The sequence below is a fragment of the Cupriavidus sp. 01L415 genome (assembly GCF_056400065.1).
On record NZ_JBFTSP010000001.1, the window covers coordinates 36,940 to 61,019 of the forward strand.

General features: G+C 59.0%; 17 protein-coding genes and 1 pseudogene. 7 read left to right on the plus strand and 11 right to left on the minus strand.

The window, feature by feature from the left end:
- Nucleotides 1-436 precede the first annotated feature (436 nt).
- The 4 genes and pseudogenes from AC1DOX_RS00145 (at nt 437) to AC1DOX_RS00160 (ending at nt 6,234) form a co-directional block, all read left to right on the plus strand.
- Entirely contained in the window at nt 437-2,164 is a 1,728-nt protein-coding gene (locus tag AC1DOX_RS00145; protein WP_441623345.1) for an AAA family ATPase, read from the plus strand.
- A 614-nt stretch (nt 2,165-2,778) separates the two neighbouring features.
- The gene (locus AC1DOX_RS00150; RefSeq protein ID WP_441623343.1) at nt 2,779-3,891 is read left to right on the plus strand and encodes a trypsin-like serine peptidase; all 1,113 of its coding nucleotides are present in this window, start codon (nt 2,779-2,781) and stop codon (nt 3,889-3,891) included.
- A gap of 246 nt (nt 3,892-4,137) precedes the next feature.
- Nucleotides 4,138-4,585, plus strand: a pseudogene (locus AC1DOX_RS00155) (gamma-glutamyltransferase); the annotation flags it as partial.
- A gap of 452 nt (nt 4,586-5,037) precedes the next feature.
- Nucleotides 5,038-6,234, plus strand: a complete 1,197-nt coding sequence (locus AC1DOX_RS00160; RefSeq protein WP_441623341.1) for a hypothetical protein — start codon at nt 5,038-5,040, stop codon at nt 6,232-6,234.
- 369 nt (nt 6,235-6,603) lie between these two features.
- On the opposite strand, the gene AC1DOX_RS00165 is transcribed toward AC1DOX_RS00160, so the two are convergent.
- The gene (locus AC1DOX_RS00165) at nt 6,604-7,017 is read right to left on the minus strand and encodes an immunity protein Imm33 domain-containing protein (RefSeq protein ID WP_441623339.1); all 414 of its coding nucleotides are present in this window, start codon (nt 7,015-7,017) and stop codon (nt 6,604-6,606) included.
- A 627-nt stretch (nt 7,018-7,644) separates the two neighbouring features.
- Here AC1DOX_RS00165 and AC1DOX_RS00170 point away from each other — a divergent pair.
- Nucleotides 7,645-7,815, plus strand: coding sequence for a hypothetical protein (locus AC1DOX_RS00170; RefSeq protein WP_477101342.1), 171 nt, complete (start codon nt 7,645-7,647; stop codon nt 7,813-7,815).
- A 186-nt stretch (nt 7,816-8,001) separates the two neighbouring features.
- Here the strand turns inward: AC1DOX_RS00170 and AC1DOX_RS00175 are convergent, their stop codons facing one another.
- Nucleotides 8,002-8,298: a helix-turn-helix domain-containing protein gene (locus AC1DOX_RS00175; RefSeq protein ID WP_441623335.1), complete on the minus strand. Its 297-nt coding sequence runs from the start codon at nt 8,296-8,298 to the stop codon at nt 8,002-8,004.
- Between the two features lie 746 nt (nt 8,299-9,044).
- Between AC1DOX_RS00175 and AC1DOX_RS00180 the strand changes: the two genes are divergently transcribed.
- Entirely contained in the window at nt 9,045-9,719 is a 675-nt protein-coding gene (locus AC1DOX_RS00180; protein ID WP_441623333.1) for a metallophosphoesterase family protein, read from the plus strand.
- A 224-nt stretch (nt 9,720-9,943) separates the two neighbouring features.
- Here AC1DOX_RS00180 and AC1DOX_RS00185 read toward each other — a convergent pair whose 3' ends face one another.
- The 8 genes from AC1DOX_RS00185 to AC1DOX_RS00220 all read right to left on the minus strand — a co-directional run bounded on the left by AC1DOX_RS00185 (nt 9,944) and on the right by AC1DOX_RS00220 (nt 18,767).
- Entirely contained in the window at nt 9,944-10,402 is a 459-nt protein-coding gene (locus tag AC1DOX_RS00185) for a hypothetical protein (protein ID WP_441623331.1), read from the minus strand.
- Nucleotide 10,403: 1 nt separating this feature from the next.
- Nucleotides 10,404-10,952 carry a hypothetical protein gene (locus AC1DOX_RS00190; protein WP_441623329.1) on the minus strand — a complete coding sequence of 183 codons (549 nt, stop codon included), beginning with the start codon at nt 10,950-10,952 and terminating at the stop codon, nt 10,404-10,406.
- Nucleotides 10,953-11,093: 141 nt separating this feature from the next.
- Complete coding sequence (locus AC1DOX_RS00195; protein ID WP_477101343.1) at nt 11,094-12,254, minus strand: IS30 family transposase; 1,161 nt, start codon at nt 12,252-12,254, stop codon at nt 11,094-11,096.
- A gap of 29 nt (nt 12,255-12,283) precedes the next feature.
- Nucleotides 12,284-13,606 (minus strand): hypothetical protein, encoded by a 1,323-nt coding sequence (locus AC1DOX_RS00200; RefSeq protein WP_441623557.1) that lies wholly within the window; start codon nt 13,604-13,606, stop codon nt 12,284-12,286.
- Between the two features lie 14 nt (nt 13,607-13,620).
- Nucleotides 13,621-15,198: a site-specific integrase gene (locus tag AC1DOX_RS00205; protein WP_441623559.1), complete on the minus strand. Its 1,578-nt coding sequence runs from the start codon at nt 15,196-15,198 to the stop codon at nt 13,621-13,623.
- Nucleotides 15,188-16,480: a site-specific integrase gene (locus AC1DOX_RS00210; RefSeq protein WP_441623561.1), complete on the minus strand. Its 1,293-nt coding sequence runs from the start codon at nt 16,478-16,480 to the stop codon at nt 15,188-15,190. Before AC1DOX_RS00210 ends, AC1DOX_RS00205 begins: the two co-directional genes overlap by 11 nt.
- Nucleotides 16,481-16,626: 146 nt before the next feature.
- Nucleotides 16,627-17,181 (minus strand): single-stranded DNA-binding protein, encoded by a 555-nt coding sequence (locus AC1DOX_RS00215; RefSeq protein WP_092135834.1) that lies wholly within the window; start codon nt 17,179-17,181, stop codon nt 16,627-16,629.
- Between the two features lie 317 nt (nt 17,182-17,498).
- Complete coding sequence (locus AC1DOX_RS00220; RefSeq protein WP_441623564.1) at nt 17,499-18,767, minus strand: MFS transporter; 1,269 nt, start codon at nt 18,765-18,767, stop codon at nt 17,499-17,501.
- A 438-nt stretch (nt 18,768-19,205) separates the two neighbouring features.
- Between AC1DOX_RS00220 and uvrA the strand changes: the two genes are divergently transcribed.
- On the plus strand, nt 19,206-22,070 hold the full coding sequence (gene uvrA, locus AC1DOX_RS00225) for an excinuclease ABC subunit UvrA (protein ID WP_441623566.1): 2,865 nt from the start codon (nt 19,206-19,208) through the stop codon (nt 22,068-22,070).
- Nucleotides 22,071-22,169: 99 nt separating this feature from the next.
- Here uvrA and AC1DOX_RS00230 read toward each other — a convergent pair whose 3' ends face one another.
- The gene (locus tag AC1DOX_RS00230) at nt 22,170-23,858 is read right to left on the minus strand and encodes a Na/Pi cotransporter family protein (RefSeq protein WP_441623568.1); all 1,689 of its coding nucleotides are present in this window, start codon (nt 23,856-23,858) and stop codon (nt 22,170-22,172) included.
- Nucleotides 23,859-24,080 lie beyond the last annotated feature (222 nt).

Genomic DNA, 24,080 nt, shown 5'->3' on the forward strand with positions numbered 1-24,080 from the left:
GCCGCCTGCCGTGTGCCCACGGATATTTGCGCGTTCCTCTTTTAGGAATAGCTTCGACCTAGCCGGCAAGCGATGTCTTCGGCCGTCGTCAAATTTTGGCCATCGAACAATGCTGCCACGGAATCCGCCACGTGTCAGCCACCATATAGGGGGAGCCAATCAGCAACGCGGCCGCCTCGCGGAACGCGATTTGAGCCGCACCCATTGCCTGACAAACTGGAATTGGCTCAGACAGCCGTTCGGGGACATCGAACCATGAGCGCAGCGGATATGAGTGGGGCATGGTGGCCACGGGCTGCTAACGGCCAGAAGCGGACGGATGGACAGTTCATCCTAACGACTGCTTTCTGATTGCACCAAATCGATATATTATATCGCGGAGTCAGCGATACAATCATATTTACCAAATAAAAATGCATTAAAAAAGAGGGCAATAATGGAACTACAGGCTGTAGAGGTGTTGGGGTTCAAACGCCTAGAAAAAATTGAGTTGCTTACGCCTTCGATGACCGTATTGGTTGGTGGAAATAATTCTGGAAAGTCTTCGCTTCTTCAGGCCATCCATTTCGCGGTTACGGTCCTGCAATCGGCGCGCCTTTCAGCCGATGGAGGAAAGCCGATGAATACACTTGGTTTTGATCAATTCATCTATAAACCAACCGGAGATTTGATTAAGCTTCATCATGGAGGTCCGATTACGTCGAAGACCGGCCCGGAGTTTACATTCACCTATACGGATGCTGGTTCGATTGAGCATCGAGAGTTTAAATTAAAGCTTCGTAGAGGAAAGAACGCTAACATAGCCATTACCTTCGAAGATGAAAGTACCTTTTTCATTCGAGCAGCTAGCCGTAGTCAGCCGTTTTCAGTTTTTGTGCCCGGACTAGCCGGAGTAGCGCTACGAGAAGAACTGAGGACAGCGTCAATCGTCGCGAATGGGATTGCTCAAGGTGATTCGAACGTCTACCTTCGCAATGTCCTGTACCGGATCTGCAAAGATAATGAGAAGCTGACCCGCTTTCACGAAGTAATTGCATCTGTATTCCCTGGACTGACGATCTCAACGACTTTCGATCCAGAAGCGCACCTGTACATTGATATCTCGGTACACCAGGATGATCGAACTGTCCCGCTAGAAATGGTCGGTACCGGTGTACTGCAGGCTATTCAGTTGGTGGCCTATGTAACGGCCTACGACCCAGCATTACTGCTCCTTGATGAGCCCGACGCTCACTTGCATCCGTCGAACCAGAAGCTCTTGGCATTGACGCTACAACGCATCGCCGAAGCCGGCAGAACTAAGATCATTCTTGCTACACACAGTCGCCATATGTTCGACGCTCTCGCGCGTGAAGAAACGACACAGATTATTTGGCTTAAAGGCGGCGGGAAGCAAAGCGGTGCGGACAGGAGCAACCTTTCGGTTCTTCTAGATTTAGGCGCGCTAGATAGCTTTGAACTTCTTCATGCGGGTCAGCGCCGGATCGTCGTCCTGACGGAGGATACAAAGGTAGCGAAGCTAAAAATCTTCCTTCAGGCGAATGGACTTAATGAAGATGAATATTTCCTTCAGCCGCTTCACGGCGTTAACAATCTCGCCGCTGCATTTCCCATCGCGGACTATTTCACGCGACAGGGAGATAACACACACGTTTTAATACATCGCGATGGTGATGGTATGACGGACGCAGAGAAAGCATGGTGGTTGGAAAGGGAATCGAAAAAGCTTCCTGATAGAGCGACGGCATTCATAACTCCGTTGACGGATGTTGAACACACGTTCTTGAAAGCCGATCATATTGCTGCCGTCTATGGCATTCCTCAAGCCGATGCCGAAGAAATATTGACAACCATTCTTGCCGCAAATAGCGCTGTATTTGGGGCTGAATTTGCGCAGAAGAGAAGTAGTCTAAAGGATACTGCATTGAGGAAGATGGATGGTGTCCAATCTGCCACCGATATGCTGGCTCAGGGAGTGAAGTTTGAGCACGTCAAAGGAAAGCGGCTACTTGCACTGGTTCTGGCCGCCATTCAACAGGCAGGTCACAACCCGGTTCATCTCACGGCTACTGCGTCTCCAGCACTTGTCCATTCGCCTCTGCGCGACAGGATCGCGGCTATCAAGGCTCTTGTTACTGCTGCGGCGCCGGCCGCTGCTGCTTAAACAGCGTGTTGGGCTGCTGCCGCAAGCTAGTTCGCGCCCTCAGTCAAATTGCTTCGATAGCGGTCGTCGATTCGTGGCGTGGCGACCGACCCTTTGGGGTCGTTCTGGGACTGCCGGGCCCGCGCCGCGGCATCTAGGTTGGCCCAGTCGGGACTAGTGCGAATCATCTGGCCCGAGTGCCCTCGCCCCTGAGCGAGATTGAGGCGGACGGCGGAAAGCCGGCGCTGCGGACCCACCTCGGTCTATCTTCCTGTCAAGCAAAAAAAGAAGTAGGAGAATAGAGCGCGCCCCCTTCCGGGAGCGGGCGTTATGCCGCGCGGTTCGCCACGAGTTGCTTCATCAGTCCTCATCGTACAGGCCCGGTCCCGCCGCACGCGCTACAAGTGGTTCTCCTTACCGCAGCACTCGTTGCAGATAACGATTGGGCAGTGGAACTGCTTGGGATCTGGGTGACCGTCGGTCCGGACTGCTCTTTCTTGGCACTGCTTTCAGCAATTCTTCAGATCAAGGGAAGAGTTGCGTGCGGCATCACACACAGGCGCAAGCAAACCTGCTCATGTATGGTGCATGCTCGACATCGCGCTTGAATACGGCCGTAGGCGTCGGGGATTCAGATGAAAAATCTTCTTCCACTCTTCCTTCTGCTCTTAGCTAGTGGAAGTGCAACGGCCGCTTCGTACGTATGGAATTGGTGTAAAGTAGCCCGGGACGCTAACGCCTGTTTGAAAACGTGCGCCTTAAAAGATGATGCGTGCCAAGCAAATTGGCTCGAGCGAGATGCAGACGCGGCCAAAAATATTCTAGATATGGCGCGCGCATCCAACGAAGACTATCAAGAAATCTGTTCTCGGGCACATCGGCCGAGAACCTGCACACTTTGTACTGAAAAAACTCGAGAATGTGCCCTTGAGGTATTGAAGCTGGAAGCCGAGGAATTTGCGGAGCAGGCCGCTACAAAGCGGCAGCTCACCAGGATAGAAGAACTCAAAGCGAATCCTGGCTACACCGATAAATCTCTGAAACGGTCCGATCCTCGTACGCCAATAGATAGACATGCGCATCCGGAATATAACCCAATCGGAGTTGTACGTCTTCCTAACGTAACAAAGTCTAGATTCAATCGAGGGACAGGATGGCTAACAAGCGACTGCTTGGTTGTAACTGCTAAGCATGTGATTACAGGCTCGGACGATAGACCGCGGAGATCTGCTATTGGCGTCCAGGTTTCGTTTTATGTCGGAAATTCTCCATCGCAGGATAAAAGCTTCGCTTATCAGTCTACGGGCGTCGTAGTAGACGCGGGGGAATCAGGAAACTCCATAAGCGATGATTGGGCATTGATAAAACTTGACGACCCGCTAGGGAAAAAGGTTGGAACGATTGCTACATGGCAGTACACCGTAGAGGAAGCGCTAACTTGTACTGCTCTCGAAGTTGCAGGCTATCCGGGAAGCAAATCCGTTGATCAACTGTGGTGGCAGTCTCGTTGCCCCTTGGAGAAGGATTTGAGCAGCGAATGGCAGTTTATATTGCGGTGTCCAGCAACCCCCGGTAATTCTGGTGGTCCGCTTTTATGCAGGGAGAGCAACGGAGATCTTCTTGCGATAGGAATCATCGCATCGCGATCTTTCGGAGCTAACGCAGAGGCCGTGAATTTCTCCAAGCATTGGTGGCATGCCATACAGCCCGCGCTTAAAAAATTCGCAAATACTTGTCCGAAAAATTAACCAGTTACAAACGATATCCAAAAAAATTACTAGAGTGAAAAACGCCGCACTCCTTTCGGAAGCGCGGCATTTTTCATAATTTGTCCGGTTCACTCACCAGACGTACCAGGTCGATCAGTCAGCCAGCGCTGCCGTCGCTGCCTCGGAGATCAGCGCCTTGACCTGGCGAACTCGCCGTGCTTGCCGGTCGCATGCATGTCCTACTTGGGCGTGTTGGCGCCGTACTTGGTCGATGTCTCCTTGGTCAATCGCGGCGCGGCGTTCAGTCTCGACCCGGCGAGCCCAAACGTATTGCGGGGCGGCAAGCGTCCGTTCCACACCCTGAACCCCGGCATCTACCTTAAGAACGGGCAGCCACACCCGCTCTACGGCACGCAGGGGGCCGATGGCCAGCCACAGACTCTGGCTGCAGTCCTGACACGGCTGATCGACTACGGCATGGACCCGCTCACCGCCCTGCGCCGCCCGCGCTTCCTGCTGGGCAAGACGTTCTCCCACAGCCGGGATAGCCTCACTGGAGCAGGACGCGGGCATGCCGGTGTTCACGGAACTTGCAAGGCGTGGACACGAACTCAGCCGACTTTCGGCCCAGAGTCAGCTTGCCGGCCATCCCGGGGCGATCCGCATCGATGCGGACGGAAGCATGACCGGGGCACATGATCCACGCAGTGACGGAATGGCACTCGGTCTGTGAAGATCCTGGCCGCGGCGTCGTCCAGCCGCGGCCTACGGGTTGGCGGCGCCATCACTTCCGCCGCGTTGAACTCGGGAACGATCGACCTCCGGCCCTTTGCGCCAAGTCGCTACGACCGGTCCCGGCCAGTTTGAGTCATCCGGCCTCGAATTGTCGATGGCCGAAACGGAGTTGGGGAAGGATCTGCCTGCTGCGCTCGATTTCTCCAATCCCTCCGCCTGTAGTAGTGCCGTCAACGCCGGGAGGCGCCAATCATCGTCGTCCGTGCCCAAGCGGGGGGCTTAGATGCCACGCCGGGCAGGACATCCGTAGTTGCCTGCACGGCTTCGAACAAGGATCGCTGACGAAGGAGCACGAGAGCCCGACCTGGAACGTTGCGTAGGGTGACGCCATTGTGGTGGTCAGATGATAGAACATTTGACCGAGCATGGACAAACGAGCCTGGGTCGTCTATGAAAGAGATGTACCAGAAGCAAAATAATCGTGCGTCGTTTGGGAGGGTGACCGTGAACTTACTTGAACATCCGTCAATACCGTTGAAATATCGCTTCGATAGCCAAACATTTATTTCAGAACTACAACCATTCGCCGGCAATGTCATAGCCGACGCAATAAATAATCTAGATTGGGACGAAATACTTCAACGTGCCGCAAATTCTGCTGCGGAAGGCCTCGGTGCCGGCGTTATAAGCATGATCCTCGGCTCCAACCGTTGGGAGCAGCAGATCGCCGAGGACCTACAAAAAGTAATAAGCAAGCTCGACGTCATCCTGGATGAAATTCGCGAGCTCAGAAAATATATACGAGATAGCAATCGCGCAAATACACGCGCAGCACTTCAAGCCGATCTTATCGGCCCAATCATAACATTGACCGACTATATGAGGGGCATCCGCGCGGCCGGGGAGCTAGACGACAGCCTCCGGAGGCTATTCGAACTCGCAACCAACGATTTAACGTTGGGTTTATCTCGAGTCGTAAAGTACCAGGAACCTGAGTCTGATCGACCGCTAGGCATTCCGCTATATGCGTCTATTGAGGCGGGCCTGATCATGCTAATCATCGCGCATAAAGCTCTCGAGATACCTGACGGAACGACTAAAGCTCAGGTCGAGACGTATATCGGAACTTTCGCAGAGTGGCAATCTGTTTTGAAAACAGATGCAGATGCTTGGCTTGGCAAGATAAATGCCGAGACTGCTTTTCTAATTGGATTCCCGCATCGGGGAGCCTTGGAAGGTGGCGGTCCAAAGAATAGTCCGACCTTATTCGACTGCACGGGCGGAAATATGGCCTCTATCTGCTATGGCGTTATTGACGGTGGAATAGACAAGCCATTCAAGTTCGAGAGGGTTGACGTTGAAGAATATGATACCCATCAAATCGGGGCGTCAATACCAACAGAACTCTTCCCATTCCCTTATACCTACCACGGGCCTGGTGGATGTATGCATTTGCAGAATAATAAAATCGTTGGTGGCGATAGCACCGCAGCCTTCAGAGCCATATTGATGGTTAAGGATCTCAATTCTCGCAGGAGCGTTTTATTGGAAAACGCAGAACAGCTTAGAAAGCTGCAACTGGTTGTCGATAGCCTGGGCACCGCACAATTGCGGTTGAGAAACCTTGTTGGTTCAGCCGGCGGGTAGCGGGAGAAAAGGCGGGCGCTGCCCGCCTGCCCATAGCCGGAGGCCCGGAGGGGCAAGCCAGAGCGCACGATGGAAGTTCGGATGGGTCGAGTCCGAGCCAGCGGAGCGCTACGTAGGGTGACGCAAATATGCTGACGGAACAGGGGTAGGGCTGATCAGTGCCCTCTCCGTACGCACAACTATCATGGCCGCTGTACTGCTAGCCGAGAAGCGCTCCGTGGCCATTTCCACCCCTTGAAAGCGGCCGTTCAGCACTGCTCATCGAAAGACTCATAAGGGTCGAAAGCGGGAGTCCGTGGTTGCTAAGGGCCTGGCGACCGGTGAACTTCCGCGTTCGGCCAGATACACCCGTCAGATCGCCACTGGCCTCTAACAGGCGAGGAGACGGGTATCCTGCCAAACATCCGCGTAACCTTCGGCAATCAGGAATCGCCATCCCGCCGGCAGCGCCAGGTACGGCAAGACCAGTGGAGCCCATTGATGGAGATGCTCGCCATGCAGCGGAACGAAGAAGTCCGGGTCTTCGGATAATGTCTCGCCACCCCAGATAAACCGGCCTGTCGTGCCCGGATCTCCCTCGATTCGCATACCGTTCAGTGGGCGGACTCTGCTTACCACGTTCGATGACACGCCCACTTTCAGACGCATGTCGCATTCGGTGAATTGGGCGCCGAACCTAGCGCAGATGACACGCTGCTCATCGGCTAATGATAGATGCATCTGGAATTTGACCGCATTCAACAAAGGCTGGTCGCGCCAGCAGAAACTTGATGTGTCAGACACCAGGTGTGGGTTGCTATAGATCGATAGGCGCCGCCGAATCCCGATAACCTTACTCGACCATACGCGATGCCCTTAGGCGACCTAGGCGGCAGTTCAGTCGAAGCTCCAACATATCCCTGAAGCGTGAAGGGCTCGCCACCCACCCATTCCGGACAATCTGCGCACTCTCGACGAGGTCAGCAGGATGCGACAGAAAGTACCTATCGCACTCGGCCAGAAGCCTTTCGGACTCGGCGGGAAACCGCGGCCGCAAAATCATCGCGGCAAGCCGAAGCACATTCGCTTCGCGCTGCGATAAAGCCCCCGCAGCACCGAGCAACGCGACCGCGACACAGCGATCGACAATCTCTGCTTCCTCCACTCGGGATGGCATGTCGTTCAAACTCCTCCGCCAAGAGGCGCCATTTTTGGGGAACACACGAGACAGACTACTCGATTTTTTTGCTTTGCCGCCCAGGGTGCACCTTGCGCCAATCTTCCGCTGATATCAGCAACGGATGCCACCTCGTAGCTTCAGTGTCTTACGGGCAGATCATAAGCGTGGTGCGCGCGCTGACGTGGGTGGCCGTCGGAAGACTCGGACTCTCGCCCTCCCAGAGCCGCGCATTCTGGAGCCACGAGAAAATGATGGATGCACGCTCCGCGCGCAGCGAACTTGCTGAGGTCAACCAACAGATTGCAGCAAGGGCAGCAGAACCGGCCGACCTTTTGGACCGACGTTTGGCGTTACACAACACGTCCGGTTTTTTCAGCAATGCGCACTATCACGTCTGCGACGTTTATCGAGGCGGCATCTGAGATGCAACCACCCGCTCAAGTCCCGGGTCAAGAATAGCCTGACTGCCCTTACCGGCAGTTCGGCCCCGTCACTGCGCCAGTTCGTCCAGGCCGATCGCTTCTGACGGCCACGATGCCACCGGTTGAATCCACAACCCTGAACAGCCATTCAGATTCCTTGAACGCGGCCATGCAAAATCAACAAGTCTACCTGTTGGCATCGTTCGCAGCGAGTTCCGCTAGTTCTGTCTGCACTCGCCGTAATAGTGCCTGCTGGTCCGCTATCGAGGACTGACGCAGGTACGTGTATGCCACCAACGTCAGAGGGTGGATATCTAGCGCTTCTGCGATTGAATTTACCTTATCGAGTGTCGGGCTCTTAAGTCCTCGTTCGAGGCTACTGACATATGTTCTGCTCGAGACTTGGTCAAGCGCCTCTTGGGGAACTTTTCGCAGCCGCCGCACAGCCCGGAGGGCGAGACCGAAATTCTCTTTGGTTGTCATGGGATCTACAGGCGCAAATCCCAGAATCTCGATCAATTGAACACTATAGGACTACAATCTATAGTGTTCAATTTTATGGAGAGATCTGTGTTCCTCACGCTTGAAGGCTGGCGCCATTCAAATCCCGCGATTCAGGCCCTTGTGGCTCCTGCCCAAGCCTGGGAGCATGTCGGCGTAGACGAGATCCGGCCAAGTCTGCTGCTTGAGGTCAAGCATATGAATGGAGGCGAATTGACGGGCATAGAGTGGATTTTGTCCTCTTCAGTCGAGACGCTAGTGGACTTTTTGGCCAATGCTCCGGATAGAGTTGGTGTGGTGCATGTTCTTGTCCCCGGCGGGATGCATGCCAGTGGCTGCTGGAGCCTCGAGAAACTGGCCAAAGTTGAGGAATGGACGTTAGGGGATCGGTCAGGATTTGAGTGTCACACCGAGGTGCGGGGTGCAAGGTATTCCTTCCCACACAGGCCACAGGCATCGTGCACGCGTCGGGAGTGGTATGTTCGCTGACTCGCTGCTTCACCGGTGCCTTGGCTGTGAGGAGGTGGTCGTAGATGATCAGTAGTATGCTGACTTCGTAGTGAGCAGTTCATTGTGATGCACGTCACGCCACCAGACTCGCCGCTGCAGAGATGCCGCGACGAGTCTGATGGCGGTACGAAGCGAGGCGATGCGCCGAAACTTGGCTGTCAACCCTTGACCGTAGCAGTGGTCAAGGTATCGGGCTATCAGAAGAAGAATGCGGGCTTATGCACGAAGGCAAGATTTTTTTCTGCGGTGATCTGCATGGGAGGTTCGAGCATCTAATTGATGCTATCCATCAGCACCGCCCAGATGCAGTTGTCCTCGCCGGAGATATTCAGGCTCGGAGACCACTGGACCAGGAGCTTGCTGATGTGCTGCAGATAACGGATGTCTGGTGGGTTCCAGGCAATCATGATACGGATAGCGACGCTGACTACGACAACCTGTATGGTTCACGATTGGCCGAGAGAAACTTGCACGGCAGAGTCGTGAGAATTGCGGGAGTTCGTATTGCAGGTCTCGGCGGAATCTTCCGCGGGCAAGTGTGGATGCCGCCCGATGCCCCTCGCTACGCTAGCGAGCAGGAGTATTTGCTCCAATGCGGGAAAGGGAACTATTGGCGCGGCGGTCTCCCTCGCCGCCATCGCAGCAGCATCTTCTGGAGCACCTTTTGCGATCTATCGGGGCAAAACGCCGATGTACTGGTGTCCCATGAGGCGCCAGCATGCCATCCGCACGGCTTTTCTCAAATTAGTACTCTCATCGAAACTCTCGGCGTACGCAGGGCCTTCCACGGTCATCATCACGAATCTATCGTGTACCCCAACGCAGGAGGCTGCAAGATCATCGGATTGGGGGAATGCGCTATCTTCACGCTAAACGGCGACATCGTGATCTGACGGTGGACACGATATCTCAACAGCGCGGACGGCATTCAGTGCAAATCAAGAGAAAGTGGCATTAGTGCCTGAAGTACCCACAGCAAAGGCACTGCGTGGTGACGTCCGGCAAACGATGTGAAGGCTGCGCGGCGGGCGTCGCCGCATTGCCAACCGCCACGTGCTCATGTCCGTGGCCTTGAAATGATTCCGCCATATAGCGGCACCCACCGGTATCTGCGAATTTAGGGCCGGTTCTTTTGCTTCGTCGCAGCGCGTTGCTTTCTGACTTCCAGCGGTACTGTCACTGCTCGGTCCACAAGAGGCAATGGCCGATCCAGCTCCTCTTGTGACATACCTCTGACGTGCGCGTTGTATTGCCAGACCAAGAACTGCTGCAGCAACGCCGAGTTCTCTTGCTTCAAGCGAGCGTTCTCATTTTCCAGCCGCTTAATGCGATCCGCCGCGAGGCGGATGGAATGCGGCGCCTTCCCTGCCTCGCCACCTCCAGATTTGATCCGCGCCTTCGCTAAGGCAAATGCGTCTTGTATCCGCACGATCCGGGACAGGGTCTGTCTCGTCGGGCTCATGCCAACTACGCGCAAACTGGCTTCGCTTAAGGCCTCCCATGTCAGACCATCCTTCCAACCGTCCAAAAGCTCCACGATCTGGAGAATATCAGCGTCTCTGAGATGCCGTCCCATCTCAGCCCCCTTTGCGGCGCAGCATAGGAGGCGTTGACGATTCCAGCGCCTTCGATCGGCCACGCAACGTGCGCCGCAACGGGCTGAAATCGCTGCCATCCCGCAAGCTGACAATGGTTCCATCTGGGATGTCGTGATTCTGCAGTATGGAAAGCAGCTCGGCTAATCTTGTCTTGGTCTTGAGATGGATCTCGTACCATCGATCCGCACCAGCTGTGTCTTGAGCGATCTCGTGTTCCGCGCGATCCACGAGTTCCGACACTTGCTGAAAGCGATGACGCAGACGATCCAGCCGGCGATCTCCCTTAATGCACACCTGCTCAGTGCAGTTCAGACAGTCGCGGAAGCGTTGACACGGTGACATCACGTAATCATGAATGCAGAAGCCGAATTCAGTGACGTGGGCTGTCGGCATGGCCAGCGCATTGAACTCCTGCTGCGTCATTGGCAGCTTCTCAGCAAGTCGTTCTGATATTTCCTGGAGGGGGCGATCCAGCCTGAGATCACTGTCGTGGACGCGCAGCATATCAACAAGCTCAAATTCCGACATGTGATCGTACGCACGGTTTTGCCGCACGTCGATGCGTCCGGACCATCGCGCTATCTCCCCTTGCCCCAACCCTCCTCGTTGCGCCAGTGTGTTCAGATAGTGACGGAATTGATGTGAAGTGATCTTGTAAGAAGTGCAGATTCAACCGGTCGATGCAACAGCTTGTTGGAATCGTTCAGCCGGTGTATCGAAGTTTAGTGTCTTGCGCGGACGTTCGTTGAGCCGCCTGGCAATGGCGTTGAGCTTAGCTTGCGAATAGACCGACAGATCGGTGCCTTTCGGGAAGTATTGTCTCAATAAACCATTAGTGTTCTCGTTGGAGCCGCGTTGCCACGGATGCTGAGGATCGCAGAAGTAGACCTGGATGTCCGTGGCCACGGTGAAACGTTGGTGGCCGGCCATCTCCGTGCCACGATCCCAAGTCAGCGACTTGTAGAGTTCCTGTGGGAGCTTGCCGGCATGCTTGATCAGAGCGTTGACGACAGCCTCGGAGTCCTTGCTCGCAATCTTCACAAGCATCACGAACCGGGTCTGGCGTTCGACCAGTGTTGCAATCTGGCTGTTGGCGCTGCCGAATAGTAGATCGCCTTCCCAGTGTCCTGGTATTGCGCGATCCTCCGCAGTGGCAGGCCGTTCACTGATCGATACAGCATCTCGGATGTTCGTCCGGTCTTCGGTCTTCAGTGTATGGTGGCGCGACCTCCGCATGGCTCGAGAACGGCGCAGGTGTTCCAGCAACTCTCTTTTGAGTGCGCCACGGGCCTGGATGTAGAGGCTCCGATAGATGCTCTCGTGCGACACCTGATAGTCCTTGTTGACCGCATACACGTGCTTGAGCCAACCCGCAATTTGCTCTGGCGACCACTGCAATCGGAGCTTGCTCGCCACCACTTGGGCGAGTGTCCGATTCCTGACGAGCTTACATGTCTTTGGGCGCCGTGCGCGCTCCCAAGCGAGTTGGTCGGCCTGGGTCGCCAGATAGTCCTGTCGACCACCATTTCGCTGGAGCTCGCGGCTGATAGTAGAAGGAGCGCGGCCTAATCGCGCCGCTATTGAGCGAATCGACCGGCCGGCGACGACTGCGCGCGAAATCTCTTCTCGCTCGGCAATCGTCAAAGCGAGCCTGGAGCGGTGTCGTGGCGTTGGCTGTATCCCGCCATTCCTCGCGAGAACTCGTTGTACTGCTGAGTGGTAGCGATCAAACAGTCTGGCAATCTGCGCAAGGGTGTCACCTTTTCGCCACCGCTCCCACATTAGTGCCTTTTGAGTCTCGGTGTAGTAGATCCTGCGCCTCTGTTTCATTTTCAACACCTCCACTGCACACGCAGTGTCTAGTGTTGCATCGACCCATTGAATCCACGAGACCCATCGGACCTTCGATAGCCATGGCGCTCAAAGATCGATTGACGTTGCACTTGCCGGCAGTCTCCCAAGTCATTGTTAAACACGTCTGAGCTTGGCCATGACAGCTCGATCGCACTGGGGCATTTGCAGTCCGTGCGTAACTGCCCCCTGAGGAATATGAATAGCGCCTCTCTGCATCTGATGCCCCGGCCGACGTCGCGAAATGGGAAGCTCTCTGGCAGTCTCTCGTGCGCCCATCTATTCAGATCGTACAGCGTATGCGCACCTTCGGCCCTCGACAAGCCCAGCCAGGTCAAGAATGTGCCCCGGGGGGATCGGCTGCCGAGACCAAGGGCGTCGAGCAGTTCCTTGCCGTTCAGCGGCTGGCATTCGTTCACGCTAGGACAACATTCGTGTCGGAAAAATCGATCGGGCTCGTCCTCCAGCCATACCGCCAGGCGACGCGCTGCCTCTGTCACGTGCCGTATCCTCGCAAGCGCCTCACGCGCAATGTTCTCCATTGCGGACGGAATCCACTTGATCCCCGCAGATGCGCCTTTTCCCGGCTGAAATCGCCATCCGTATGCGCGCATACCATCTTTCTTTTCTTCCCAGACCTCGCAGTCAGCGCGCAGAGACAACAATTCCGAAATGCGACAGGGCGCGCAGAGCAACATGGCTGCCACGCTGGAACTGAATATATCGCGAGGGTGCGTAGGATTCGACGCGAAGATGGCGGCCATGGCCTCGAGCGCCTCCTGCTCCGGAAGCCGACGATCCCTTAGCGCCTTTGCCTTAGCACCAGTTCGCACGGTGCTATTCGGACGGGCGATCGCATTCTTCCAATCTATCGACTGCTGCACAAACCGCATCGAGGTCAGGAAGGCTGCGAGCAGTCGGAGCTCCCTGCCGACCATGTACGCGAAGCCCTTGGAGTAGTATTCCCGTGCAATGACAGCAGCGCGATCAAAGGTCGCAATGTCCGCCCGTGCCAACGTAGCTGTCCCGGTGCAGTCGAGTAAGGCGCGCTCCAGACATCTGAGTGCAAACGCCTTCCGCACCGCCGACTTGGGCCGCAGCCCCTCATGGTACCGACAATAGGCCTTTGCGAAGTCGACGAAGGGGGCCCTCAGTACCAGCCTATCGTCCAACTTCCCCGTGCGCTGATCGACGTTTCCGAATGTTACCCCTGCCGCAGACCACACATGACTGTCCCAGTCCAGATCCCGCCCTAGCACCGTAAGCTCATGACGGCAATAGTGGATGAAGTCCTTGAGATTGGACTCAGCCTTGGTTCGGCTGCGGGGCATGAAATGAACTATCGTCATAGCGCGCCTTTCACTCTCGCGCTAGCCTTTCGTTCGTCACAAAGCCGAATGACCTGGGCGACGGCTACCATCGTGCGATCCGTCACCGAGGCAATTGTGTTGTCACCCGTCAGTTGACTAACCCGGGCGCGATCAGCCTCAAGCCACGCCAATACCTCGCAGTGTGGACCATCCAACCACGGTTGAAAGTGCTGACAGGTGTAACACGCAATGGGCGCGAGGGCACCACAGAATCCGTAGTGTCCACAGGTCCCCACGCCATGTCCGTCATTGGTCCTCACGCGACTGGACAGGTCATCGCCGCGCACCGCCGCGCTCTCGCGATCGACCAGGATGCCCGCAAACGCTTGGGCCATTGGTGCCAGTTGCATCGCCACGGCAGCATTGATCGCGTCGACATGCTCCGGCACATTCTCGACGTAGACCCTCACATTCAGTGTGTCTGAATGATCCAACAGCTCGGCGATCACCAATTCCCCGTAGCCTTCCCTCGCTGCGCGTGTGCCCAACGTGCGACGAAGACGTGTGGGGAATACGCGTAGCGACGTCCCCGTTCGCTCCGAGCGTACTTGCGAGGTCTCAGCGATACGGGCTAAGCAACGTTTAAGCGCAGCGGTCTCCATGTGCAATGTCTCTGATTGCAGGATCTGCCCGACAGCGACCGCCGATTCACGCCCGATTTTGTCGATATCCGCCCATTTCGGAAACATCGGCATATCTTCGATCAAGTCGGGGCACTGGCGAAGTACAGGAACTCTCTGGATCAACAGTACTCGCTGTTCATCCAACCATTGCTGCAACGCCTCTCCAAGATCTGCAGTCAGCGCGCAAGGCTTGAATTCGCTGCGCCAATCGGCCCCGCGCTGCTTTCGCCTAGGCACATTCAGTACGTATTCCCGTTCGCCCGACTCCCCTGCCACGCAAATGAAGTCGCGCACTTTGAGGTCACCCACTTGCGCTGGACGCCTGCCGGTGGCAATCATTAATCTTGTAAATACGTACTCGGACAGGCAAATCGTTCCAGATTCATGGCTTCGATCCAGCCCCGCTAGCAACGCTTCGTACTCGAGTTCCGATAACGCCCCCTTGAACGGGCAACTCAGTGCGATTGCTTCGCCCTTTATGTTCCCTCGGAATCGCCACTCGCCAAGCAGTGCTATGACCCCATTCTCTATGCCTGAGTAGCCCAACTTGAACCAAGTTTTCAACGCGCCCGAGATGACGGCCATGTACCACTCATGGGCGCGGTCCAACGTAGCACGATAGGAGATCAAATCTTGCGTACGTATCCGTCGCATCGCCCCCGATGAGGAACTATTGACGAATCGCACGAATCCCGCCATACGCCAAGCGAGATTATTAGTATGTGCTGCAGAGGCGGTCACAGCATAGTGCATTAGCACCTTGCGCAGGCTTGTGCAGATTGGCTCGCCCGTTTCTTCCTCGATCCATCGCAGCGAAAGATTTACGTCGCGCGACAAGTGCCAATGGTCGTCGGACGGGCAAAACTCCAGGCCGTTCCTAGAAATGGCGCGCTTGGCGTTGTCACGCCCATATGCAACGCTACGGTTCACGGCGTCCGCCTCCACCCTTCTTCGCGGTCTGAAGTTTCAAAGATGCGCGCTTGGCCAACTGTTCCGTGTGTCGGCGCAAGTAGGTGCTGGCGCTGCCAGAGGCTTCGCGCCATCCCATCCAATACGAACGCATCTTCTCTTCGTCTGCGACGGGCGTGTTGCTGGCGTCCATGCGTGCGGAGAAGCGCTCGTTCCAGGTGTGGCGCAATACGTGAGGCGTCAAGTCGATCAGGCTCGGTTCTGCACGCCTCAGCAGTGCGAAGACCTTCTCCAAGCCTTTGATCGACATTGGCGATCCTTCATGCGGCCCAGGCTGATGTGTCACGATCAGAAAGTCATGGCGCTTAGCCCGCCGTAGCCTGCTACGGTCATGCAACACGTATTCGTAGACGGCCTTGGACAGGGCCGGTGAAAGAGGGAGTCGTCTGTCCAGCGTCTTCGCGACGGGCTGATGCGGGCGGGGATCCTCCGGATCGTCGTGGCGACGCGCGATGATTACCTCATTGGCCTGCAGGTCGAAGTCTTGCACCTTGAGGGCCAGCAGCTCGCCGGCGCGCATACCCAGTTCGCTGAGCAGGCTAACGATCAAGGCATTGCGCGTGCGCAGCGCGGGGGTAAACGGATTGCCAGCGAATGACGGGCGGACCAGTTCCTCAAGCCTCTGTTGCGCCGCGGCATCCAAAGATCGGCGCGCCGTGAAACTGCTTCCACGGCGAACGCGGGGTCGGCTCATCTCAATGCGAGCCACCAGTCGCGCCAAAGAAGCGCGCCCTCCCTCATCAGCGCAAGAATGATCGAGAAGATAGTTTCCCAACCAATGCACGTACTGGGCGATATAGCTCAGACGAATGTAATGCGCGCTCGTGCTGATCCGTGCAGGTGGATTGGCGGCGTGTGACATGCGCGCCCCTTCGGTACGACGCGGCAGCCCAGTGAGCTTGCGAGTTGCGCGCCCGTCGTTAACGCTTCGTGTCTGGGCAAACGCCCGAAGAGACTCGGTCTCCGAATCGGTCAGAAACTTCTGCGCCTCAAACCGCTCCTGGAGATCGATGGATTGCGCTGCCGTCCAGCGGTACAGCAACCGCAACGCATGGAGCGCGGCCAGCATGGTGTTCGGTGCCTTGCTGGCGTTGCGGATCTGGGTGGTGACAAATAGCGTGGGCAGATAGACGGGGACGCCGCAGCTGTCGACCAGTAAGGGGATCCGTTCCCCATCAGAGAACTTGATGAACCGAATTCGGACGGAGTCGTCCCCCACCTGCGGGTGAGTCAGAGAGTACATGCCACCGCCCCACAGATACCTTACAATGCTTCAAGGTGGAAAGAAACCGGCAAACATGCAAGAAGAAAATTTACAGATCAGACGTAAAAAAGCCCGCAGCAAGCGGGCTTCAGGGCAAAACTCAACAAAATAAGGATCGGTAGGTCCTAGAACGGGATATCGTCATCCATATCCTCAAACCCGTTCGACGGGGCTTGCGGCTGGCGGCGCTGGCCGCCCTGCTGACCGCCGGCTTGCTGGGCGCCACCGCCCTGGCCACGGCTTGCACCACCGCCGTAGCCGCCACCACCGGCACCGCCCTGCGCCTCGCGGCTGTAGCCACCGCCACCACCGCCGAAGCTGCCTTCTTCACCACCGCCACCCGCGCCACGGCCACCCAGCATCTGCATCTGGTCCGCAACGATTTCGGTGCTGTACTTTTCCTGGCCCGACTGGTCCTGCCACTTGCGCGTGCGGATGCGGCCCTCGATGTAGACCGACGAACCCTTCTTCAGGTACTGGCCGGCGATCTCTGCCAGCTTGCCGAAGAAGGCAATACGGTGCCATTCGGTCGCTTCCTTGAACTCGCCGGACTGCTTGTCCTTGTAGCGGTCAGTCGTCGCCAGCCGGATGTTGGTCACGGCATCGCCGCTGGGCATGTAGCGGGTTTCCGGGTCGGCGCCCAGGTTACCGACGAGAATGACTTTGTTGACCGATGCCATGTAAATGTTCTCCAAGGACCGCGCCCCGTCCGGCGGCAGTTGCGCGGCAATACTGAATTTGCTGTGGGTTGTTCGTCAAGGATGACCGGCAGGGATGCGCAATCCACTTCAGCGCGTCACCTGCTTCACCGCTTCACCGCTTTGCTTGTTGGCGTCACCTGCTGGCGATCACCGATCGGCGCCACGCTTCAGGTAAGCGACACTTCACGTAAACGACATCACGCGCCCTCCGGACCCCCGGTCGGGCGCGTGCTCATGCTAACCCCGATAAGACGAAAAAGCGTTTCGGGCTGCTACGGATACGCCACAAACTGTGTCTAACCCGCCACTGCCGAAGCGCCACCGTTGTTGCCCGTGCCCGCACGGGCCGGCGGCGCCTTCATGCTCCACGCGATTATAAGCCAGACCATCAACACGGCCGCGCAGCCGACGAACACGGCGCTCCGGCCTTCGTGCTTGAGCAGCCAGCCGCCTACCACGCCGCCCAGGAACAGCCCCATGGCCTGCGTGGTGTTGTAGATCCCCAGTGCGGCGCCCCGGCCGGATGCCGCGTAACGCGATACCAGCGACGGCTGCATGGCCTCCAGCACGTTGAACGCCACGAAAAACAGCAGCAGCACGCCGACAATCGGCCAGAGGCCGTGCACGACGGCAAACAGGAGCTGGACCGCGGTCATCAGCGCCACGGACGCCAGCAGCACCGGGCGCACGCGACCGTAGCGCTCGGCGGCCATCATCGGCCCCAGCATGAGAACGAACGACACCAGCACCACCGGCAGGTAGACCTTCCAGTGCTGGTCCAGCGGCATGCCGGCGTCCTTCAGCATGGCGGGCACCACCATGAACATGGCGACCTGGCTGGCATGCAGCGCCAGCACGCCGACATTCAGGCGGGCCAGGTCGCCGTTAAGCAGAACCTTGCGGAACGGCATCTGCACGGGATGCGGCGGCGGCGGCGCGGGCACCAGGAACAGTGTCACGCCGATGGCGAGCACGCCCAGCACGGCCATCAGGCCAAAGATGCCCGGCATGCCAATGCTGTGCAGCAGCGGCGACGCGATCACGAGCGACAGGGCAAAGGTCAGCCCGATGCTGCCGCCCACCATCGCCATGGCCTTGGTGCGATGCCGTTCGCGCGTCAGGTCGGCAATGCACGCCGTGATGGCCGCCGAAATGGCGCCCATGCCCTGTAGCGCGCGGCCGACGGTGATGCCGGTCAGCGTGTCGGAGAACGCGGCGATCAACGCGCCCGCCACGAACAGCAGCAGCCCGCCCACCATGACCGGCTTGCGCCCGATGCGGTCGGAGAGCCAGCCCAGCGGGATGTGCAGGAACGCCTGCATCAGCCCATAGATGCCCATGGCGATGCCGATGCGCTGGGCATCGTGCCCGTCGGGCAGGCCGCGCGCGTATTCGGCGAATACCGGCAGGATCAGGAACAGGCCCAGCATGCGCAGGGCAAAGATGCTGGCCAGCGAGAGACTGGCACGCAACTCGCTTTTGGTCATGCGGTCGCGCACGGCTTCCGTCTTGGCGGGCTCGTCGGCGATGGTCGCGGGCTGTTGGGAAGAAGGGATCGACGGCATTGCGGTCGTGAATGGAATTCTGGCGCGGTCGGCCCTGGGGCAAACAAGGTGCCGCCAGGCCGGGATGGCGTGAGCGACGGGAGCTTCGATCGTCCTGGCGCCGGGAAGTTGCCTGCGGGCGGCATGCCGCGCGGGGCACTGACGGTGCACTGACGGGCGCCGATGCAACGCTCACGGGACCCGCGGGGACGTTGTCTTCTACCCGCCTTGCGCCGGGCAACCCCGGAAACCGAAGTTCGGTATATTAGCAGGTTTGCTCCCCGCGCTTCCCGGGTCACGTGGCCGCAGTCGGCCACCCCCAAAGTGCGTGGGGCGGCAGGGCTTGCGCCCGTTTTTTGGGCGCCGCAGGCGTTGCTTTAGGCACTTTGACATTTCCGTGAGACCGACCTGTCTGCCATCCGGCGGCATTGGCGGCCTGGCTGGGCGAACTATCGGTATATGGAAGAAATCAAGATCCGTGGGGCGCGAACCCACAACCTGAAGAACATCAATCTCGACCTGCCGCGCAACAAGCTCATCGTCATCACGGGCCTGTCCGGTTCCGGCAAGTCGTCGCTGGCGTTCGATACCCTCTACGCGGAGGGCCAGCGCCGCTATGTGGAGTCCCTCTCCGCCTACGCCCGGCAATTCCTGCAACTGATGGAAAAGCCCGACGTCGACCTGATCGAGGGCCTGTCTCCCGCCATTTCCATCGAGCAGAAGGCCACCAGCCACAACCCGCGCTCCACCGTGGGCACGGTGACCGAAATCCACGACTACCTGCGCCTGCTGTTTGCCCGCGCCGGCACGCCCCACTGCCCCGACCACAACCTCGCCCTGCAGGCCCAGAGCGTGGCCCAGATGGTGGATGCGGCGCTGGCGATGCCCGAGGACACCAAGCTGATGATCCTGGCGCCGGTGGTGTCCGACCGCAAGGGCGAGCATTCTGACCTGTTCGATTCGATGCAGGCGCAGGGTTTCGTGCGCTTCCGCATCCGCTCGGGTGGTGGTACGGCGCACGAGGCGGAGGCCAAGGTCTATGAGGTCGACGCCCTGCCCAAGCTGAAGAAGACCGAGAAGCACACCATCGAGGTGGTGGTGGACCGCGTCAAGGTGCGGGCGGACATCAAGCAGCGCCTGGCGGAATCGTTCGAAACCGCGCTGCGCCTGGCCGACGGCCGCGCCATCGCGCTGGAAATGGATACCGGCCGCGAGCATGTGTTCAGCTCGCGCTTTGCCTGCCCGATCTGCTCGTACTCGCTGCAGGAGCTGGAGCCGCGGCTGTTTTCGTTCAACAACCCGATGGGCGCCTGCCCGAGTTGCGACGGCCTGGGCCAGATCACGTTCTTCGATCCGAAGCGCGTGGTGGCCTTCCCGAATCTCTCGCTGGCTTCCGGCGCCATCAAGGGGTGGGATCGCCGCAACCAGTTCTACTTCCAGATGCTGCAAAGCCTGGCGGCGTTCTACGACTTCGACACGGAAACGTCGTTCGAGGATCTGCCGCCCAATGTTCAGCAGGTAGTGCTGCACGGGTCCGGCGAGGAAGAGATTCCGTTCACCTATATCAACGAAAAAGGCCGCACCACGGTGCGCGCGCACGTGTTCGAAGGGATCATCCCCAACCTGGAGCGCCGCTACCGTGAAACCGATTCGGTGGCCGTGCGCGAGGAACTGGCCAAGTACCAGAACAACCAGCCCTGCCCGGTCTGCCATGGCACGCGGCTGCGAACGGAAGCGCGCCACGTCAAGGTGGGCGAGGACGACCAGGCGCGTGCGATCTACGAGATCAACGGCTGGCCGCTGCGCGACGCACTGACCTACTTCCTGACGCTGAACCTGCACGGCGCCAAGCGCGAGATCGCCGACAAGATCGTCAAGGAAATCACCGCACGGCTGAATTTCCTGAACAACGTCGGGCTGGACTACCTGTCGCTGGAGCGCAGCGCCGATACGCTCTCGGGCGGCGAGGCGCAGCGGATCCGGCTGGCGTCCCAGATCGGCTCAGGCCTGACCGGCGTGATGTACGTGCTGGACGAGCCGTCGATCGGCCTGCACCAGCGCGACAACGACCGGCTGATCGGCACGCTCAAGCACCTGCGCGACATCGGCAACTCGGTGCTGGTGGTGGAGCACGACGAAGACATGATCCGGGCGTGCGACTACGTGGTCGACATCGGCCCCGGCGCGGGTGTGCATGGCGGCATGATCGTGGCCGAAGGCACGCCGGACCAGATCGAGGACGCCGTGGCATCGCTGACGGGCCAGTACCTGTCCGGCAAGCGGCGCATCGAGGTGCCGAAGACGCGCGCCGAGCCTGACGAGGAACGCCTGCTGCGCATCGTCAACGCAACCGGCAACAACCTGCGCAACGTCACGGCAGACATTCCGGTGGGCCTGCTGACCTGCATCACGGGCGTGTCCGGGTCGGGCAAGTCGACGCTGATCAACGACACGCTCTATCACGCTGTGGCGCGACACCTGTACGGCTCCACGGCGGAACCGGCCGCGCACGACCGCATCGAGGGCCTCGAGCACTTCGACAAGGTCATCAACGTCGACCAGAGCCCGATCGGCCGCACACCGCGATCGAACCCCGCAACCTACACGGGGCTGTTCACGCCGATTCGCGAACTGTTTGCCGGCGTGCCGTCGGCCAAGGAGCGCGGCTACGATCCGGGCCGTTTCTCGTTCAACGTCAAGGGCGGCCGCTGCGAGTCCTGCCAGGGCGATGGCGTGATCAAGGTGGAGATGCACTTCCTGCCGGATGTCTATGTGCCGTGCGATGTCTGCCACGGCCAGCGCTACAACCGCGAGACCCTGGAGGTGCAATACAAGGGCAAGAGCATCTCCGAGGTGCTGGACCTGACCGTCGAGCAGGCGCACGAGTTCTTCAGCGCGGTGCCGGTGGTGCGCCGCAAGCTGCAGACGCTGCTGGATGTGGGCCTGGGCTATATCCGACTAGGGCAGTCGGCCACGACGTTGTCCGGCGGCGAAGCGCAACGCGTCAAGCTGTCGCTGGAACTGTCCAAGCGCGACACGGGGCGCACGCTCTACATCCTGGACGAGCCGACCACGGGCCTGCACTTCCACGATATCGAACTGCTGCTCAAGGTCATCCACAAGCTGCGCGACCAGGGCAACACCGTCGTGATCATCGAGCACAACCTGGACGTCATCAAGACGGCGGACTGGCTGCTGGACATGGGTCCGGAGGGCGGTGCGGGCGGCGGGCAGGTCATTGCGAAGGGCACGCCGGAGACGGTGGCCAGCAGCAAGGCCAGCTTTACCGGGAAATACCTGGCGCCGCTGCTGAAGCGGGCCTGACCGGCACGATCACGGCAAATCCGGCGTCGATGCCGGATTTGCCGCACGCGCTTGCCGTACTGCGTGTACGGCAAGCGGCAGCGCGGGAGAGAAAGCCCCTCAGCGTGCCTGCGCCTGCGCCTCCGGCACGTCGGCCACCTTTGGCGGCTCGTCTTCCTTCATCCGGCTTCGGTTCATCATCCCCGCCTGCTCCAGCACCGGATACGCCGTGGCGCAGAACAGCGAATTCAGCCGCTTGAGTTCACTGATCACGTCCAGGTGCAGCGAACTGGTCTCGATGCTCTCCGTCGTCTGGATCGCCACGCGCTGCAGATGGGTGCGCGCGTACTTGCGCTCCAGGTCGCGGAAGTTGGCCTTTTCCGCCATCAGCTGCTGCGCGCTGCGGAGGTCGCCGGTCAGGAACACCGACAAGCCCAGCCGCAGGTTGGCCACCAGCCGCCCGTGCATCTCGGCGATCTCCTGCATGCCTGCCTCCGAGAAGGCCAGGTTGTGGGCAATCTTCTTTTCCTTGGCATCCAGCACGATCCGCTCGATCAGGTCGCCCGCATGCTCCAGGTTGATCGTCAGCGAGATGATTTCGGTCCAGCGCTGGCCGTCGCGCTCGTCCAGGGCCTCGGTGCTGATGCGCGTCAGGTACAGCTTGATGGCGGTGTAGAGATCGTCCACCTCGTTGTCGATCCGGCAGGTGGCATTGGCCAGCTTGACGTCGTTGGTGCGCAGCACACGCAGCATGTTGTCCAGCATCTGCTCGACGCGGTCGCCGATGCGCAGCACCTCGCGCGCCGCATTGGCCAGCGCCAGCGTGGGCGTGGGCAGCGCGGCGGGGTCCAGGTGGCGCGGCGTCACCTGGCTGTCGCCGGTGTTGCGGCCCGGCAGGATCGCCTCGCAGACACGCGCCATCGGCCCGGTGGCGCCCAGCAGCAGGATGGCCAGCGCCACGTTGAACAAGAGGTGGAAATTGACGATCAGGCGCTGCGGGTCCGCATCGGCGAGCGCCAGCAGCTCCTCCGCCCGCGTCAGCAGCGGCAGCGCGATCACGCAACCCAGCAGCCGCGACAGCAGGTTGCCCATCGTCACGCGCTTGCCCGGCTGGTTGTTGCCGGACGTGGTCAGGAGCGCCGAGATGCCCGAGCCCAGGTTGGCGCCAAGCACCAGCGCCATCGCCACGTGGATCGACACCACGCCCGCGGACGCCAGCGCGCCGCAGAACAGCACCACGGCCAGACTCGAATAGCAAAGGATGGTCAGGAATGCGCCGATCAGCATGTCGAGCGCGGCATCGCCGGTCAGCGTGCTGAACAGCACCTTCACGCCGGCGGCCTGCACCACGGGGCGCGTGGCGATCGAGATCAGCTCCAGCGCCAGCGTGATCAGGCCCAGCCCGATCAGTACGCGGCCCACGTGGCCCGCCTTGCTGCCCTTCCACGACAGATGGAAGATCACGCCGACGAAGATCAGCAACGGCGACAGCCAGGACAAATCCAGCGAGAACACCTGCACCATCACCGCGGTGCCCACGTTGGCGCCCAACATGATGGCAAGCGCGGGTGCCACCGCGATCAGGCCCTGGCCCACGAACGAGCTGACGATCACGGCGGTGGCATTGCTGCTCTGGACGAGGCCGGTCACACCCAGTCCGGCGACGAAGGCGGTGAAGCGATTGGAAACGCTGACGGAAAGCACGTGCCGAAGATTGGCGCCGTACACGCGCAGGATGCCGACCTTGACGATGTTGGTGCCCCAGACCAGGAGCGCCACGCCGGAAAGCAGATGAAGGAGTACGCCCATCGTGCGTCCTTGTTGTGACCGGTGCCGACATGGAACAACGGAGGCGCCGCCCGGTCATCGTGTTGTTGTCAATGAGGCATTATGCGCCCCCACCCCCCGTGGGGCAATGGACGGCCCAGCGCTGGCGCGTGCAGGCAACAGCCGCCGCGCCGCGTGCAGGCAACAGCCGCCGCGCCGCGTGCTGGATTCATCGGCATCGGCGGGCGGAAGCTGTAGGGAAAG

Bases quoted from the DNA above. Each gene is read 5' to 3' on its own strand.
- AC1DOX_RS00145 (WP_441623345.1), top strand. From the start codon at position 437: ATGGAACTACAGGCTGTAGAGGTGTTGGGGTTCAAACGCCTAGAAAAA.
- AC1DOX_RS00150 (WP_441623343.1), top strand. From the start codon at position 2,779: ATGAAAAATCTTCTTCCACTCTTCCTTCTGCTCTTAGCTAGTGGAAGT.
- AC1DOX_RS00160 (WP_441623341.1), top strand. From the start codon at position 5,038: ATGAAAGAGATGTACCAGAAGCAAAATAATCGTGCGTCGTTTGGGAGG.
- AC1DOX_RS00170 (WP_477101342.1), top strand. From the start codon at position 7,645: ATGGATGCACGCTCCGCGCGCAGCGAACTTGCTGAGGTCAACCAACAG.
- AC1DOX_RS00175 (WP_441623335.1), bottom strand. From the start codon at position 8,298: ATGACAACCAAAGAGAATTTCGGTCTCGCCCTCCGGGCTGTGCGGCGG.
- AC1DOX_RS00180 (WP_441623333.1), top strand. From the start codon at position 9,045: ATGCACGAAGGCAAGATTTTTTTCTGCGGTGATCTGCATGGGAGGTTC.
- AC1DOX_RS00185 (WP_441623331.1), bottom strand. From the start codon at position 10,402: ATGGGACGGCATCTCAGAGACGCTGATATTCTCCAGATCGTGGAGCTT.
- AC1DOX_RS00190 (WP_441623329.1), bottom strand. From the start codon at position 10,952: ATGTCGGAATTTGAGCTTGTTGATATGCTGCGCGTCCACGACAGTGAT.
- AC1DOX_RS00195 (WP_477101343.1), bottom strand. From the start codon at position 12,254: ATGAAACAGAGGCGCAGGATCTACTACACCGAGACTCAAAAGGCACTA.
- AC1DOX_RS00200 (WP_441623557.1), bottom strand. From the start codon at position 13,606: ATGCCCCGCAGCCGAACCAAGGCTGAGTCCAATCTCAAGGACTTCATC.
- AC1DOX_RS00210 (WP_441623561.1), bottom strand. From the start codon at position 16,480: ATGTACTCTCTGACTCACCCGCAGGTGGGGGACGACTCCGTCCGAATT.
- AC1DOX_RS00215 (WP_092135834.1), bottom strand. From the start codon at position 17,181: ATGGCATCGGTCAACAAAGTCATTCTCGTCGGTAACCTGGGCGCCGAC.
- AC1DOX_RS00220 (WP_441623564.1), bottom strand. From the start codon at position 18,767: ATGCCGTCGATCCCTTCTTCCCAACAGCCCGCGACCATCGCCGACGAG.
- uvrA (WP_441623566.1), top strand. From the start codon at position 19,206: ATGGAAGAAATCAAGATCCGTGGGGCGCGAACCCACAACCTGAAGAAC.
- AC1DOX_RS00230 (WP_441623568.1), bottom strand. From the start codon at position 23,858: ATGGGCGTACTCCTTCATCTGCTTTCCGGCGTGGCGCTCCTGGTCTGG.